Below are 15856 nucleotides of genomic sequence, written 5' to 3'. Positions count from 1 at the left end.
CATGGATCCCTTGAGTGCGGCGAGCAAGATTGCCGGCAGCGGCCTGGAAGTGCAGTCCACGCGACTGCGCATCGTCTCCGAAAACATCGCCAACGCCCGATCGACCGGCGACACCCCCGGCGCCGACCCCTATCGCCGCAAGACCATCACTTTCGGTTCCGAGCTCGACCGCGTCAGCGGCGTGGAACGCGTGACGGTGAAAAAGCTCGGCGTCGACCGTGGCGATTTCGTCAACGAGTACGATCCCGGCAACCCGGCCGCCGACAGCAACGGCATGGTGAAGATGCCGAACGTCAACATCCTGATCGAAATGGCGGACATGCGCGAAGCAAACCGCAGCTACGACGCCAATCTTCAGGTCATCCGCCAGACACGCGACCTCGTCGCCTCCACAATCGACCTTCTGAAGGCATCGCAATGATCGACGGTATCAAACAAGTCAGTTCCCTTTCGCTCACCCGCGGCGCAAGCGGCATTTCCTCGCTGACGGAAAGCGTTTTCGGCAGCGAGCAGACGACGCCCGCCCAGCAGACGGGCGCAAGCTTCGCCAGCGTTCTCGGCAATATCTCGGTGGATGCGATGAACAATCTGAAGAAGGCGGAAGTCGCTTCCTTCGAAGGCATTCAGGGCAAGGCGAATACGCGTGAAGTGGTCGACGCCATGCTTTCGGCCGAACAGTCGCTGCAAACCGCCATCGCGCTCCGAGACAAGATCGTGTCGGCCTATCTCGACATTACCAAGATGCAGATCTAGCCCAGCAGGAATATTGACATGAGAGCTCTTGCCATCGCTGCCACCGGTATGGACGCCCAGCAGACCAATCTGGAAGTCATCGCCAACAACATCGCCAATATCAACACCACCGGTTACAAGCGCGCGCGTGCGGAGTTCACCGATCTTCTTTACCAGACCGAGCGCATGCAGGGCGTGCCGAACCGCGCCAACCAGGCGATCGTGCCCGAAGGCGCCAATATCGGCCTCGGCGTGCAGACCTCGGCCGTGCGCAACATCCACACCCAGGGCAACCTGATCGAGACCGGCAACAAGCTGGACGTGGCGATCATCGGCCAGGGCTGGTTCCAGATCGAGGCGGCGGACGGTTCGACGCTCTACAGCCGCGCTGGCGCCTTCAACAAGAATGCCGACGGCAATCTCGTGACGATCGACGGCTATAACGTCATTCCGAACATCAATATCCCGACCGATGCGCAGGACATCACCGTTACCCGCACGGGCCAGGTGACCGCCCGTATCGGCAATGCCACGGAATTCACCGAACTCGGCCAGCTCACCATCGCCAACTTTGCCAACGAAGCCGGCCTGAAGCCGCTCGGCGACAACCTCTTCGCCCAGACGCCGGCTTCCGGCGACGCCGTCATCGGCGTGCCCGACGATCCGAGCTACGGCTACATCAAGCAGTCCTATCTCGAAGGCTCGAACGTCGACGCCGTCAAGGAAATCACCGACCTGATCACGGCGCAGCGCGCCTACGAGATGAATTCCAAGGTCATCACCACCGCTGACGAAATGGCTTCGATTGTCAGCAAGAACCTGAAGTAAGAACGGAAAGGCAGGCGAACATGAGGTTTGGCCGGAAACATAGCAGCAGCAGAACGGCGCTCGTCCGTATATGCCTTGCGTCTGCCTTTTCACTGGGCGCCCTGACGCCCGCTCTTGCCCAGGCGCCGATGGCGCTGGTTCCCACCCGCACGATCTATCCGGGCGAGACGATCACGCCCGAACAGGTGAAGCCGGTGGAAGTGACCAATCCCAATATTTCCTCGGGTTATGCGAGCGATATCAGCGAAGTGGAAGGCATGATCTCCAAGCAGACCCTGCTTCCCGGACGCACGATCCCCGTTGCCGCCCTGCGCGAACCTTCGCTCGTCACGCGCGGCACCAGCGTCAAACTCGTCTTCACCATCGGCAACATGACGCTGATGGCTTCGGGAACGCCGATGACCGACGGCTCGCTCGGCGAAATCGTGCGGGTGCGCAACATCGATTCCGGCGTCATCGTCAACGGCACGGTCATGAAGGACGGAACCATTCAGGTGATGGCGAAATGAGAGTGCTTCGTATTCTGGCCGCGGCCATTCTGTTTTCGGCCCAGCCCTTCCTTTCCGTTCCGGCAGCGCATGCGGATACATCCCGCATCAAGGATATCGCATCGCTGCAGGCGGGGCGTGACAACCAGCTGATCGGTTACGGTCTCGTGGTCGGCCTGCAGGGCACGGGCGACAGCCTGCGCTCCTCGCCGTTTACCGAGCAATCCATGCGCGCGATGCTGCAGAATCTCGGCATCACCACGCAGGGCGGCCAGTCGAACGCCAAGAACATCGCCGCCGTGATGGTGACGACCAATCTGCCGCCCTTCGCCAGCCCCGGCAGCCGTGTCGACGTGACGGTCAGCTCGCTGGGCGACGCCTCGTCGCTGCGCGGCGGCACGCTCATCATGACCTCCCTTTCCGGCGCGGACGGGCAGATTTACGCAGTCGCCCAAGGGGCGCTGATCGTCAACGGCTTTTCCGCCCAGGGCGATGCCGCGACGCTGACGCAGGGCGTCACCACCTCCGCCCGCGTGCCAAACGGCGCGATCATCGAGCGGGAACTGCCGTCCAAGTTCAAGGATTCGGTCAATCTGGTCCTTCAATTGCGCAATCCCGATTTTTCGACAGCGGTGCGCGTCGCGGATGTCGTCAACGCGTTTGCGCGCGCCCGTTATGGCGATCCCATCGCCGAGCCGCGCGATTCGCAGGAAATCGCGGTGCAGAAGCCCCGTGTCGCGGATCTGACCCGGCTGATGGCGGAAATCGAAAACCTGACCGTGGAAACGGATACGCCGGCCAAGGTCGTCATCAACGAGCGCACCGGCACGATCGTCATCGGCGCGGATGTGCGCATCTCCCGCGTCGCCGTCAGCTACGGAACGCTGACCGTGCAGGTAACGGAAACGCCGCAGGTCATCCAGCCGGCGCCCTTCTCACGCGGCCAGACGGCCGTTCAGCCGCAGACGGATATCATGGCATTGCAGGAAGGCAGTAAGGTCGCCATCGTCGAAGGGCCTGACCTTCGCACGCTGGTTGCCGGTCTCAACAGCATCGGGCTCAAGGCGGACGGCATCATCGCCATTCTGCAAGGCATCAAATCCGCCGGCGCCCTTCAGGCGGAGCTTGTGCTGCAATGATGGAAACTCGGAAGAACAACTCTTTCCCGAATGGCCTTGTCCGCTTCGCGGCCGTCGCCTCGCTGCTTTTCCTGCTTCCCGCTGCTGGCGCGGAAAGCCAGCAGAACGTGGTTTCGGAACTCAGCACGCAGGATGAAATCCAGAAATTCTGCACCAACATCGCCGATGCGGCCCGCGACCAGCGCTATCTGCTGCAAAAGCAGGAGCTGGAAAAGCTGCAGTCCGACGTCAATGCGCGCATTGCCGTGCTGGAAGACCGCAAGGCGGAATATGAGGACTGGCTGGCCCGCCGCGAACATTTCCTCAATCAGGCGAAAAGCAATCTCGTCGATATCTACAAGACGATGAAGGCCGATGCCGCCGCGCCGCAGCTCGAAAAGATGCATGTGGAGATAGCGGCCGCCATCATCATGCAGCTGCCCCCGCGCCAGTCGGGCCTCATCCTCAGCGAGATGGATGCGCAGAAGGCCGCCGTCGTCGCCGGCATCATGTCGCAGGCAACCGATAAAAACACTTCGAAGGATCCTTCATGAGCACGCGTCGTCTTCCGGCCCTCCTCCTGCCGCTCGCCTTGCTTGCCGGCTGCCAGAACAACCAGACCCTGAAGGAAATCGGCAACGCACCCGCGATGAGCCCGATCGGCAGCGGCCTGCAATTCAGCCAGACGCCGCAGATGGGCATGTATCCGAAGCAGCCGAAGCACATGGCGAGCGGCTATTCGCTGTGGAGCGACAGCCAGGGCGCCCTGTTCAAGGATCTGCGCGCGCTCAACATCGGCGACATCCTGACCGTCAACATCCAGATCAACGACAAGGCCGACTTCGACAACGAGACCGAGCGCAACCGCACCAATTCCAGTGGGCTGAACTGGAAGGCCAAAGCTCAGATTCTGGGATGGACGCCGGATGCGGATTCCAGCATCAATTACGGTTCCGACACCGACACCCAGGCAAAGGGCAAGACCAAGCGTTCTGAAAAGCTGACGCTGCTGGTGGCCGCCGTGGTGACCGGCATTCTGGAAAACGGCAACCTCATCATCAGCGGTTCGCAGGAAGTGCGCGTGAACCACGAAATCCGCATCCTCAATGTCGGCGGTATCGTCAGGCCGCAGGATGTCGATGCACAGAACATGATCTCCTACGAGCGCATCGCCGAAGCGCGCATCTCCTATGGCGGTCGCGGACGTCTGACGGAAGTGCAGCAGCCCCCGGTCGGGCAACAGGTCGTCGACCTGTTCTCGCCGCTCTGACCTCGGCACACGGGAACGGGACTGACCCATGGAAAACGAACAGGCTGAGGGCAAGAAAAAATCCTCCCCTCTGGTCATGACCATCGCAGGCGTTGCGATCCTCACCCTGCTCGGCGCGGGCGGCGGCTGGCTGGTGGGCGGCATGATCGCGCCGAAGATCGCAGGCGCGGAGGCGCATGCCCCGGCTGCCGCCGGCGGACACGGCGAGAAAAAGGAAGAGGGCATCGAGAAAATCTCGGCCGAGGCGAACGGCATCGTCCAGCTCGATCCCATTACCACCAACCTCGCCTATCCCTCGACGAACTGGGTGCGGCTGGAAGTGGCGCTGATGTTCAAGGGGCCGGTCGAGGTGGGTCTCGCGGAAGAAATACACCAGGACATCATGGCCTATGTCCGTACCGTTTCCCTTCAGCAGCTGGAAGGGCCGCGCGGCTTTCAATATCTTAAGGATGACATTCAGGAACGAGTTGACCTGCGCTCTCAAGGGCGCGTATCCAAGGTCATGTTCCGGACCTTTGTCATCGAATGATTCGATTTCTTGTAACCATCGCCGTCCTCCTTGCCTTGCCGGGTCTTGCCAGTGCCCAGCAATTTCCGTCCGATCTGTTCAACACGCAGATAGACGGCTCCGTTGCGGCATGGATCATCCGCACCTTCGGCCTGCTGACGGTTCTCTCGGTCGCGCCGGGCATCCTGATCATGGTCACGAGCTTTCCGCGCTTCGTGATCGCCTTTTCGATCCTCAGATCCGGCATGGGACTGGCTTCGACCCCGTCCAACATGATCCTGCTGTCGATGGCGATGTTCATGACCTTCTACGTCATGTCGCCCACCTTCGACAAAGCCTGGACCGACGGCGTGCAGCCGCTTCTGCAGAACCAGATCAACGAACAGCAAGCCGTGCAGCGCATCGCCGAGCCCTTCCGCACCTTCATGAACGCCAATACGCGTGACAAGGATCTGAAGCTTTTCGTCGACATCGCCCGCGAGCGCGGCCAGGAAGTGATGACCGACAATGTCGTCGATTACCGTGTGCTGGTTCCCGCCTTCATGCTGTCGGAAATCCGGCGCGGTTTCGAGATCGGTTTTCTCATCATCCTGCCGTTTCTGGTCATCGATCTGATCGTCGCAACCATCACCATGGCGATGGGCATGATGATGCTACCGCCGACCTCGATTTCGCTGCCGTTCAAGATCCTGTTCTTCGTGCTGATCGACGGCTGGAACCTGCTGGTCGGCAGTCTCGTCAGATCGTTCAACTGACGGCCTCTGTGCCTGATTGACACCCGTTAACCCTGTTTTTTAACCCCGCGTGCCCAGCTACGCGGGTTTTGCGCGTTTTTACGTTTTGGTTACCAGTTTTTATGGCGACTTGGTAACTATATTTTTCAATAAAAAAATTACCATTTAACTAAATCAAAAAGTAACTATAAGTATTTTCCAATATTTCTTGGCGCTCAAATTAATAATTGGGCAATTTTTCGCTGCGAGTTTCTTTCTACACGCAGCGGGTTTGGTTTCTGAAACTAAGCATTTCCGAACCGAGTGGCATGAAGCCGAAACGTTGCGACCGGTAATACCAAACCCGGTATGTCCCCACTCCAGTATCTCGTAAAAACAAGGGACACATTTATTATGGCAAGCATTCTCACCAACACCAACGCAATGGCCGCTCTCTCGACCCTGCGTTCCATTGCTTCCGACCTGTCGACCACGCAGGACCGCATTTCTTCCGGCCTGAAGGTTGGTTCGGCTTCGGACAACGCTGCTTACTGGTCGATCGCGACCACCATGCGCTCCGACAACAAGGCTCTCGGTGCAGTATCTGACGCACTGGGCATGGGCGCTGCCAAGGTTGACACCGCATCTGCCGGTATGGACGCCGCCATCAAGGTTGTCACCGACATCAAGGCAAAGGTCGTTGCCGCCAAGGAACAGGGCGTTGACAAGGCCAAGGTTCAGGAAGAAGTCACGCAGCTGCTCGACCAGCTGAAGTCGATCGGCACGAGCGCGTCTTTCAACGGTGAAAACTGGCTCGTTTCCAGCGCCAACGCCACCAAGACGGTTGTTTCCGGCTTCGTTCGTGACGCCAGCGGCAACGTCAGTGTCAAGACGACGGACTACGCTCTCGACGCCAACTCCATGCTTTACACGGAAGCTACGCCCGGCACGATCGACGCCAACTCCGGCATCCTGAACGCCACCGGTGCGACGACGACTGTCGGCGCCAAGACCTACACCCAGATCTCCGTTCTCGACATGAACGTCACCACCGACGATCTCGACAACGCCCTCTACTCCGTTGAAACCGCTCTGACGAAGATGACCAGCGCCGGCGCCAAGCTCGGTTCGCTGTCTGCACGTATCGACCTGCAGACCGACTTCGCCGACAAGCTGTCCGACACCATCGAAAAGGGTGTTGGCCGCCTCGTCGACGCCGACATGAACGAAGAGTCCACCAAGCTGAAGGCTCTGCAGACGCAGCAGCAGCTGGCAATTCAGGCTCTGTCGATCGCCAACAGCGACTCGCAGAACATCCTGTCGCTCTTCCGCTAAGAGCTGAGCTTCTCATAGCCCTTCGGGGCTGGGGGACCCATTTTCTTCCCACATGCATTCGGGGGCTGACCAAATGCATATCCGGGCAGAAAGCATAAAGGTTCGATAGGCTGAATCGAACCGAATGCACCAGACAGGCCGCATCCCGAATAAGGATGCGGCCTTATCTTTTTTTTAAATATTTCGGGATACGCGCGCGCACGCGCGAGAGTTGTAATTTTGAATTTTCATAATGCTGATTTTCTTTTCCCGCTTATCAATTCATTAACCAAACTGGCGTTACCTAAGCTCATCGAAACGGCGAGCTAACGTTAAAAATCAGCCAGTTAGCAGGCATGATGCTGTGCGCCGTTCCCGGTGAAACCGGAATGTCCCTTCTTTAATCAGCCATTCAAGGGGCACACTACTATGACGAGCATTATTACCAATGTCGCAGCAATGTCTGCGCTCCAGACTCTGCGCACCATCGGCCAGAACATGGAATCCACCCAGGCACGCGTTTCCTCCGGCCTCCGCGTTGGCGAAGCTGCTGACAATGCTGCCTACTGGTCGATCGCGACCACCATGCGCTCCGACAACATGGCGCTTTCCTCGGTTTCCGACGCTCTCGGCCTCGGCGCCGCCAAGGTAGACACCGCTTCTGCCGGTATGGAATCGGCAATCGAAGTCGTTAAGGAAATCAAGGCAAAGCTGGTCACGGCAACTGAAGAAGGCGTCGACCGCACCAAGGTTCAGGAAGAAATCGATCAGCTGCAGAACCAGCTCGTATCGATCGCACAGGGCGCATCCTTCTACGGCGAAAACTGGCTCGTAGGCACTTCGACCCTCGGCGCTGCCACGCCCGGCACGGACCCGGACAAGTCGGTCGTTGCTGGCTTCGTTCGCTCCACCGGCGGTGCCGTTAACGTCACGACCACGAAATACGCCCTCGACAACACCGCAACCGGCAACACTCTTTTCGGTTCGGTTGACGCCACGGGCGCCCCTGACACGAGCGGTATTCTCGGCACGACCGGAACGTTCACGACCGTCGCCGCCCAGTCCGTCTACACACTGGACATCACCCAGTATGCAGCCGCAGACCGCGCCACCAACATGGCCGAAGCACTGACGCTGGTTGAAAACTCCCTGAAGGCAATGACGAGCGCCGCAGCCAAGCTCGGCTCGCTCTCCATGCGTATCGGCCTGCAGGAAGACTTTGCTTCCAAGCTGTCCGACTCCATCGACAAGGGCATCGGCCGCCTCGTGGACGCTGACATGAACGAAGAGTCCACCCGCCTCAAGGCCCTGCAGACCCAGCAGCAGCTCGGCGTTCAGGCTCTCTCGATCGCCAACAGCAACTCCGAAAGCATCCTGTCGCTCTTCCGTTAATCGAAGACCGAAAGCGAAAAAATCAACCGCGCCGAAAGGCGCGGTTTTTGTTTGTGCAATTGACTGCAAAATTTAGAAATTTCTTGATTAAGACTTCATTAACCAAATCACCGCTAAATCAGGCCATCGAAACGACTCGTTAACCAAGACGAAAAAGAGGTTAACAGGCATCACGCCGCGTTGTCGTTTCCGGCGATCCCGGAATGTCCCTTCCCATTTAGCCAGCTCAGAGGGGCAATTATGACAAGTATTCTGACAAACACCGCCGCCATGTCGGCGCTTCAGACACTGCGTGCGATCAGCGGCCAGCTCGAAGAGACACAATCCAGAGTTTCTTCCGGGCTGCGCGTTAAAACGGCTTCCGACAACGCCGCTTACTGGTCGATCGCGACCACCATGCGTTCGGACAACATGGCCCTTTCCGCGGTTCAGGATGCACTGGGACTGGGTGCTGCGAAGATCGATGTCGCTTATTCCGCAATGGAAAGCGCCGTCGAAGTCGTGAAAGAAATCAAATCGAAAATCGTCGCGGCAACTGAAGAGGGCGTCGACAAGACGAAGATCCAGGAAGAAATCGACCAGCTGAAAAAGCAGCTGGAATCGATTGCGCAGGGCGCATCTTTCAGCGGTGAAAACTGGTTGCTCGGCACCGGCGCAAAGACCGTCGTTTCCGGCTTTGTCCGTGACGGCAGCGGTTCCGTCAACGTTACGAAAACCGATTATACCCTTGTTGACACGACGACCGCGACGGAAACACCCAATGTGATTTTTGGCCTGACCGGCACGCCCGCAACGCTCGACACCACAAAAGGCATCATCGGAGAGGCCGGCGTAGCCTCGGGCATTTCCGTATGGGACATCGATCTCAAGCTTTTCGATAGCGCAACGCCGCCGACCTACACCATCGGCAATCTTCTCACCGATGTCGAAACCGCGTTTCAGTCGCTCAGCAGCGCATCTTCCGCGCTCGGCTCCATCAAGATGCGCATCGGGCTGCAGGAAGATTTCATTTCCAAGCTTACCGACTCCATCGACAGCGGCATCGGCCGCCTGGTGGATGCGGACATGAACGAAGAATCAACCCGCCTCAAGGCATTGCAGACACAGCAGCAGCTGGGCATCCAGTCGCTTTCCATCGCCAATACCAGTTCCGAAAATATCCTGTCGCTATTCCGTCAGTAAGCGGCGCCCGATGGCTACGGGCGGTTTCGTCCCGCTCTGGCAGCAACAGAATATTCGGATATGGAAACCGCGCTTCGCAAGGGGCGCGGTTTTCCATTTGCCGCGAAATGCGTGGCGCGCGCATGCATCAACCGCTGCAGGCGACCGGTTGAACAACCGCGTAAACATTTGAAACTTTGGAGAGAAATGGTGCTGCTAGAGAGATTTGAACTCTCGGCCTCTCCCTTACCAAGGGAGTGCTCTACCCCTGAGCTATAGCAGCATCCGGTGCCGAAGCGTTTGCTTCAGCATCAAGCGTGGCGGCCTATTGCCATAGGTTTTTGACGAGCGCAAGTCGCAAAACGATATTCTTCACCAAGCGGGGCAAAAAAGCGTGCCCCCTGTTGAAAAATACATTTTTCAGATATTGCTGAATCTATGAACGAACATCATGACAAACAGGCAAAGGCAGCGGTTTCCGCCGGCTCTTCCGCGGAAGCATCCGCTCCGGTGGCCGATGGCAAGCCGCAGGCGGGGCCTGGCGAAAAGGCGCGGCAGCGTGAGGCGGAGCGCAAGGCGCGGGCGGCCAAGAAGCTTCGTGAAAATCTTTTGAAGCGCAAACAGCAGGTTCGCGCGCGCCGTGCAGGCGAAGAGGACGAGACGATTGGCCTGCCTGCCGCAAAAACGGACGAATCATCCTCATAGAGAATTCACCAAGCATAAATTGAAACGCCGCGGAAATTCGTCTAAGGACGCGCCTTTCCGCAAGGCACGATAAAGAAAGGCGGGCACAGGCCCGTAGGGACGCATGGATCGCATCAGAATTACGGGTGGCAACAAGCTAAACGGCATCATTCCCATCTCCGGCGCCAAAAACGCCGCCTTGCCGTTGATGATCGCATCGCTTCTGACCAGCGACACGCTGACGCTCGAAAACGTGCCGCATCTGGCGGACGTGGAGCAGCTCATCCGCATTCTCGGCAATCACGGCGTCGATATTTCCGTCAATGGCCGCCGCGAAAGCCAGGGCGAGGCCTATTCCCGCACCGTGCACTTCACCTGCCGCACCATTGTCGATACCACCGCACCTTACGAGCTGGTGTCCAAGATGCGCGCAAGCTTCTGGGTCATCGGCCCGCTTCTGGCGCGTGAGGGCCGCGCCCGCGTTTCCCTGCCCGGCGGCTGCGCCATCGGCACGCGCCCGGTCGATCTGTTCATCGAGGGCCTCGAAGCGCTCGGCGCAACGATGGAGATCGATGGCGGCTACATCAACGCCACGGCACCCAAGGGCGGCCTGATCGGTGCGGTTTACACCTTCCCGAAGGTTTCCGTCGGCGCGACACATGTGATGCTGATGGCCGCAAGCCTTGCCCGCGGCACCACCGTCATCCACAACGCAGCCCGCGAGCCGGAAGTAGTGGATCTGGCGCAATGCCTGATCGCCATGGGCGCGAAGATCGAAGGCGCCGGCACCTCCACCATCACCATCGAAGGCGTGACCTCTCTCTCCGGCGCGCGCCACCGCGTTCTGCCGGATCGCATCGAAACCGGCACCTATGCCATGGCAGTGGCAATGACCGGCGGTGATGTGGTGCTGGAAGGCACGCGCGCAGCGCTGCTCGACAACGCGCTCGACACGCTCAGGCTCGCAGGCGCCACGATCAGCGAGACGGAGACAGGCCTTCGCGTCGTGCGCAACGGCAACGGCATCCAGCCGGTCGATATCGTCACCGAGCCCTTCCCCGGCTTCCCCACCGATCTGCAGGCACAGTTCATGGCGCTGATGACTCGTTCGCAGGGTGTTTCGCATATCACCGAAACCATCTTTGAAAACCGCTTCATGCATGTGCAGGAACTCGCCCGTCTCGGTGCGAAGATTTCGCTTTCCGGCCAGATGGCCCGCATCGAGGGTGTCTCCCGCCTGAAGGGCGCGCCTGTCATGGCGACCGATCTGCGCGCTTCCGTATCGCTGGTCATTGCCGGCCTCGTGGCGGAAGGCGAAACCATGGTTTCGCGCGTCTACCACCTCGATCGCGGCTTCGAACGCCTTGAGGAAAAGCTCACCCGCTGCGGTGCGCTGGTCGAACGCGTCAGCGATTGATCCTGTCTTCGCCGCTCATCCGTTTTCTACCGTTGCAGAGTGAGCCCGGACTGCCTATTTCCAATGTAAGTCATGGAAATAGCGGTCCGCACCGCAAAAGAAGGAAGAAAAAGATGAGCGGCCTGAAATTGCTCGCGCTGGATACTGAAGATCTCTCCGTCATCTCGACGCATATGCAGGACAGTGTCTTCAAGCTGAAGGATGTTGCCTTCGAGCCGAAGCACGGCCAGTTCACGCTTTCCGCCAACCGTTTCGTCTGGGAAAGCACTGACAAAAAGAACCTGCCGCCGGAACGCTGCCGCAGCGTCGTTTTCCTGAAACGCGTCTCGGCCGTCCGCTCGCACGGCATCAACCGCGCCGACAGGGAACAGGTGCTGTCGCTTCTCGCCATCCGCTTCGTGCAGAACGGTGAAGGACCTGATGGAGCCGTGGAATTGACGCTTTCGGGTGGCGGCGCCATCGCGCTCGATGTCGAATGCATCGAGGCGCAATTGACCGATGTGAGCGGCGCCTGGGAAACGGCTGCCAAACCGCATCATCCAGACAGCGAATAAGCACGCCGCGCCACTGCAACGGTTGCCTTTCGTCACCGTTTCGATTTATGCCACATACCAGAGCCGCAATTTTTCTGCGGTAAGTTCGTGCACCTCGCGGGATCGCCCGCGGGGACAATGAAAGGGTAATGGCGTGGCAATCTGGCTGGAGCAGGCGTCGGCGGATTTCGAACAGAAATTCGCGGCCTTCCTGACAACCAAGAGAGAAGTTTCCGAAGACGTCAACGCAACCGTTCGCGACATCATCAACGATGTCCGCCATCGCGGCGATGCGGCCCTTGCCCATTATTCCCAGAAATTCGACGGCATCGATTTCACCAAGGTCTCGATGCGTGTCACGGCGGACGAGATCGATGCGGCCTTCGCCGCCGTCGACAAGAGCGTCATCGAGGCGCTTGAACTCGCCGCCCGGCGTATCGAAAAACACCATGCGCGGCAGATGCCGAAGGATGATATTTACGAGGACGATATCGGCGTGGGCCTCGGCTCGCGCTGGACCGCCATCGAAGCCGTTGGCCTTTATGTGCCCGGCGGCACGGCCAGTTATCCCAGCTCGGTGCTGATGAACGCCGTGCCTGCCAGGGTCGCCGGTGTGGAGCGCATCGTCATGGTCGTGCCGGCCAATGGCGGCGCGGTCAATCCGGCGGTGCTGGCTGCGGCGCGTATTGCGGGTGTCGAGGAAATCTATCGCATCGGCGGCGCGCAGGCCATCGCCGCACTTGCCTACGGCACGGAAACCATCGCGCCGGTCGCCAAGATCGTCGGCCCCGGCAATGCCTATGTGGCAGCCGCAAAACGCCAGGTCTTCGGCACCGTCGGCATCGACATGATCGCCGGTCCCTCCGAAGTGCTTGTCATTGCCGACAGGGACAATGATCCCGACTGGCTTGCCGCCGATCTTCTGGCGCAGGCGGAGCATGATCGTGGTGCGCAATCCATCCTCATCACCGACAATGCCGAACTCGGCAAGGCCGTTGAAGCCGCTGTCGAGCGGCAGTTGAAGCGCCTGTCACGCTCCGAGACGGCGGCGGCAAGCTGGGCCGATTTCGGCGCGGTCATTCTGGTCGAAAAGCTCACCGACGCCATTCCGCTCGCCAACCGCATCGCTGCCGAGCATCTGGAACTCGCCGTCGATGACCCGGATGCCCTGATGGCGCATATCCGCAATGCGGGCGCGATCTTCGTCGGACGCCATACGCCGGAAGTGATCGGCGATTATGTCGGCGGCTCCAACCACGTGCTTCCGACGGCGCGGTCGGCGCGCTTCTCCTCCGGGCTTTCGGTGCTGGATTTCGTCAAGCGCACCTCGATCCTGCGGCTTGGACCGGAGCAGCTGCGACAGCTCGCGCCCGCGGCCATCACCCTTGCCCGGTCCGAGGGACTGGACGCGCATGCGCGTTCCGTCTCCATTCGCCTCAATCCGGAAAGTTAAGCGATGGCTTCAGGCGATTTCCGGCTTTGCGACGTGGTACTGGACGACAGCATCGGCCGGTCCACGCCCGACGTGGAGCATGAACGCGCCGTCGCCATTTTCGACCTGATCGAAGAAAACAGCTTCGAACCCTTCGGCCATGATGGCGGCCCCTATCGGCTGCATATATCGCTGGTCGACGCCAAGCTGGTTTTTTCAATCCGCACCGAAGACGAGAAGGATGTCGCGACCCATATTCTGTCGCTTACGCCGTTCCGCCGCATCATCAAGGATTATTTCCTGATCTGCGAAAGCTATTACGAAGCGATCCGCTCCTCTACGCCGAGCCAGATCGAGGCGATCGACATGGGCCGGCGCGGCATTCACAATGATGGCTCGCAGACGCTGATGGACCGGCTTTCGGGCAAGATCAGGATCGATTTCGACACGGCGCGCCGCCTCTTCACCCTTGTCTGCGTGCTTTATTGGCGGGGTTAGAGATGATCGATCCTGCCGCAGCGCCAAACGAGGGACGAGCGCCCAAATCGGTCCTCTTCATGTGCGGCATGAACTCCATCCGTTCCCCCATGGCGGAGGTCATCGCCAAACGGCTGGTGGCGCCCGGCATCTACATCCAGTCCGCCGGCGTGCGAGCCGGCGAGCGCGATCCATTCGTGGATGCGGTGCTGGAAGAACAGGGTTTTTCGCTGGGCAAGCACAAACCACGCACTCTGGACGAGATCGAGGATGATTTTTTCGATCTGATCATTACATTGACGCCAGAAGCCCATCACGCCGCACTGGAACTGACGCGCTCAAATTCGCTGGACGTGGTCTATTGGCCGACCATGGACCCAACAGTTATCACAGGCACGCGCGAGCAGATTCTCGACGCCTACCGCGAGGTGCGGGACCATCTGGCAAAGCTGATCTCGGAACGACTGCCGAGGCGGCAGCAGCCGGTGGCGGATACGCTTTCAAAAGACTGAAAACTGCCTCGGCCTGTTAAAATCAATCGCGATTTTCAAGCCGATGCTTTAGAGGTTCACAAATGTGCCGGGATTGTGTAGTTTCCGCGCAATTTTCCCGGACTCGATATGTCCGGCACTATCAACAGGAAGAAAACCCTTACATGACAAAAGAAGAAGTCCTTGAATTCCCGGGCATCGTAACCGAATTGCTGCCGAACGCAACATTCCGCGTGAAGCTTGAGAACGACCACGAAATCATCGCCCACACGGCGGGCCGCATGCGTAAGAACCGTATCCGCGTTCTGGCAGGCGACAAGGTGCTGGTCGAAATGACGCCTTACGACCTCACCAAGGGCCGCATCACCTATCGCTTCAAGTAATCCACCTTCCGCATCGGACGCCCGGGCAGCGCAATGACCAATTCAAAACAAAAGCTCGTTCTGGCATCCGGCTCGCCGCGGCGTCTGGAGCTGCTGCATCAGATCGGTATCGAACCGGCACGTCTGATGCCGATGGATATCGACGAGACGCCGGCCAAGCTCGAGCATCCGCGCACGCTCTGCCGCCGTCTGTCATTGCAGAAGGCGGAAGCCGCGCAGGCGGCGCTGAAGAACGAACAGGCGTGGAAAGACGCCTATGTTCTGGGATCCGATACGGTGGTCGCCGTCGGTCGCCGCATCGTCGGCAAGGCCGAATATACGGAAGAGGCCTCGGCGGCGCTGCATCTTCTTTCGGGACGCAGCCATTGGGTCTATACCGGCATCTGCCTTGTGACCCCCTGCGGCAAGATCCGGCAGAAGGTGGCGGAGACCAAGGTGCGCTTCAAGCGCCTCTCCACGCGGGAGATCGAGGCTTACATCGCGTCGGGCCAGTGGCGCGGCAAGGCGGGAGCCTATGGCATCCAGGGCATTGCCGGCGCCTTCGTGCAGAAACTGACCGGCTCCTATACCAATGTCGTCGGCCTGCCGCTTTATGAAACCATGTCGCTTCTTTCCGGAGAAGGATTTGAGGTGACTTCGGGCTGGCTCGAAGGATAGGCCATGGCAAAGTCCCCCACCGAAGGCGCTGGAAACGTCACCCCGCTTCGCAAATCCCAGCCATGCCCTGAATGCGGGCGGCCCTCGACGCGCGAAGACTATCCTTTCTGCTCGGATCGCTGCCGCTCGCTCGATCTCGCCCGCTGGCTGAACGGCTCCTACGCCATTCCGGTTGCGGACGATGAAAGCAGCGCCGGCGGACAGGACGGCGGCAAGAATAACGCCGAATGAGAACCTGCACCGCCGGAAACTTCGGCG

The 15856-nt window shown here is 59.4% G+C and carries 21 protein-coding genes and 1 tRNA gene; 21 read left to right on the top strand and 1 reads right to left on the bottom strand.

All coding sequences use genetic code 11. The features are described from left to right. The first annotated feature begins 1 nt into the window (after position 1). From flgC to PIB16_RS02150, 12 genes are all read left to right on the top strand, one after another. Positions 2-421, top strand: coding sequence for a flagellar basal body rod protein FlgC (gene flgC, locus PIB16_RS02205; RefSeq protein ID WP_004432501.1), 420 nt, complete (start codon positions 2-4; stop codon positions 419-421). Beyond that, positions 418-753, top strand: coding sequence for a flagellar hook-basal body complex protein FliE (locus PIB16_RS02200; protein ID WP_020811276.1), 336 nt, complete (start codon positions 418-420; stop codon positions 751-753). Before flgC ends, PIB16_RS02200 begins: the two co-directional genes overlap by 4 nt. Positions 754-771: 18 nt before the next feature. Beyond that, entirely contained in the window at positions 772-1560 is a 789-nt protein-coding gene (flgG, locus tag PIB16_RS02195) for a flagellar basal-body rod protein FlgG (RefSeq protein ID WP_004432499.1), read from the top strand. A gap of 20 nt (positions 1561-1580) precedes the next feature. After that, complete coding sequence (flgA, locus tag PIB16_RS02190; RefSeq protein WP_065654459.1) at positions 1581-2069, top strand: flagellar basal body P-ring formation chaperone FlgA; 489 nt, start codon at positions 1581-1583, stop codon at positions 2067-2069. After that, positions 2066-3187, top strand: coding sequence for a flagellar basal body P-ring protein FlgI (locus tag PIB16_RS02185; protein ID WP_078051260.1), 1122 nt, complete (start codon positions 2066-2068; stop codon positions 3185-3187). The genes flgA and PIB16_RS02185 overlap by 4 nt, the downstream gene beginning before the upstream one ends. After that, positions 3184-3720, top strand: coding sequence for a MotE family protein (locus PIB16_RS02180; protein WP_271044898.1), 537 nt, complete (start codon positions 3184-3186; stop codon positions 3718-3720). Before PIB16_RS02185 ends, PIB16_RS02180 begins: the two co-directional genes overlap by 4 nt. Further along, on the top strand, positions 3717-4436 hold the full coding sequence (flgH, locus tag PIB16_RS02175; protein ID WP_078051262.1) for a flagellar basal body L-ring protein FlgH: 720 nt from the start codon (positions 3717-3719) through the stop codon (positions 4434-4436). Before PIB16_RS02180 ends, flgH begins: the two co-directional genes overlap by 4 nt. 28 nt (positions 4437-4464) lie before the next feature. Then, the gene (locus tag PIB16_RS02170; RefSeq protein ID WP_065654462.1) at positions 4465-4965 is read left to right on the top strand and encodes a flagellar basal body-associated FliL family protein; all 501 of its coding nucleotides are present in this window, start codon (positions 4465-4467) and stop codon (positions 4963-4965) included. Continuing rightward, entirely contained in the window at positions 4962-5699 is a 738-nt protein-coding gene (fliP, locus tag PIB16_RS02165) for a flagellar type III secretion system pore protein FliP (protein WP_059760555.1), read from the top strand. Before PIB16_RS02170 ends, fliP begins: the two co-directional genes overlap by 4 nt. A 372-nt stretch (positions 5700-6071) precedes the next feature. Next, positions 6072-6992, top strand: coding sequence for a flagellin N-terminal helical domain-containing protein (locus tag PIB16_RS02160; RefSeq protein WP_065654464.1), 921 nt, complete (start codon positions 6072-6074; stop codon positions 6990-6992). A 408-nt stretch (positions 6993-7400) separates the two neighbouring features. Then, complete coding sequence (locus tag PIB16_RS02155; RefSeq protein WP_078051263.1) at positions 7401-8363, top strand: flagellin N-terminal helical domain-containing protein; 963 nt, start codon at positions 7401-7403, stop codon at positions 8361-8363. Positions 8364-8603: 240 nt separating this feature from the next. Then, positions 8604-9545 (top strand): flagellin N-terminal helical domain-containing protein, encoded by a 942-nt coding sequence (locus PIB16_RS02150; protein ID WP_065654466.1) that lies wholly within the window; start codon positions 8604-8606, stop codon positions 9543-9545. 187 nt (positions 9546-9732) lie between these two features. Here the strand turns inward: PIB16_RS02150 and PIB16_RS02145 are convergent. Next, positions 9733-9807, bottom strand: a tRNA-Thr gene (locus PIB16_RS02145). A 155-nt stretch (positions 9808-9962) separates the two neighbouring features. Here PIB16_RS02145 and PIB16_RS02140 point away from each other — a divergent pair. The 9 genes from PIB16_RS02140 to yacG all read left to right on the top strand — a co-directional run bounded on the left by PIB16_RS02140 (position 9963) and on the right by yacG (position 15829). Next, a complete protein-coding gene (locus PIB16_RS02140) occupies positions 9963-10229 on the top strand; it encodes a hypothetical protein (protein ID WP_125144832.1) in 267 nt (88 codons plus the stop codon). A 103-nt stretch (positions 10230-10332) separates the two neighbouring features. Beyond that, positions 10333-11625 carry a UDP-N-acetylglucosamine 1-carboxyvinyltransferase gene (gene murA, locus PIB16_RS02135; protein WP_004432483.1) on the top strand — a complete coding sequence of 431 codons (1293 nt, stop codon included), beginning with the start codon at positions 10333-10335 and terminating at the stop codon, positions 11623-11625. A gap of 113 nt (positions 11626-11738) precedes the next feature. Next, a complete protein-coding gene (locus PIB16_RS02130; protein ID WP_004432481.1) occupies positions 11739-12179 on the top strand; it encodes a DUF2948 family protein in 441 nt (146 codons plus the stop codon). A gap of 133 nt (positions 12180-12312) precedes the next feature. Continuing rightward, positions 12313-13611, top strand: a complete 1299-nt coding sequence (gene hisD, locus PIB16_RS02125) for a histidinol dehydrogenase (RefSeq protein ID WP_271044897.1) — start codon at positions 12313-12315, stop codon at positions 13609-13611. Between the two features lie 3 nt (positions 13612-13614). Then, positions 13615-14088 (top strand): UPF0262 family protein, encoded by a 474-nt coding sequence (locus PIB16_RS02120; protein ID WP_004432477.1) that lies wholly within the window; start codon positions 13615-13617, stop codon positions 14086-14088. A gap of 2 nt (positions 14089-14090) precedes the next feature. Beyond that, positions 14091-14579, top strand: coding sequence for an arsenate-mycothiol transferase ArsC (locus PIB16_RS02115; RefSeq protein WP_004432476.1), 489 nt, complete (start codon positions 14091-14093; stop codon positions 14577-14579). Between the two features lie 143 nt (positions 14580-14722). Further along, the gene (gene infA, locus PIB16_RS02110; RefSeq protein ID WP_003503453.1) at positions 14723-14941 is read left to right on the top strand and encodes a translation initiation factor IF-1; all 219 of its coding nucleotides are present in this window, start codon (positions 14723-14725) and stop codon (positions 14939-14941) included. A 33-nt stretch (positions 14942-14974) separates the two neighbouring features. Then, on the top strand, positions 14975-15598 hold the full coding sequence (locus PIB16_RS02105; protein ID WP_271044896.1) for a Maf-like protein: 624 nt from the start codon (positions 14975-14977) through the stop codon (positions 15596-15598). Positions 15599-15601: 3 nt separating this feature from the next. Further along, entirely contained in the window at positions 15602-15829 is a 228-nt protein-coding gene (yacG, locus tag PIB16_RS02100) for a DNA gyrase inhibitor YacG (RefSeq protein ID WP_065654468.1), read from the top strand. Positions 15830-15856: the final 27 nt, after the last annotated feature.

It is taken from the genome of Agrobacterium sp. ST15.13.015 (genome assembly GCF_027871645.1).
Lineage (GTDB): Bacteria > Pseudomonadota > Alphaproteobacteria > Rhizobiales > Rhizobiaceae > Agrobacterium > Agrobacterium leguminum.
This window is presented reverse-complemented; position numbering and strand designations above follow the sequence as displayed.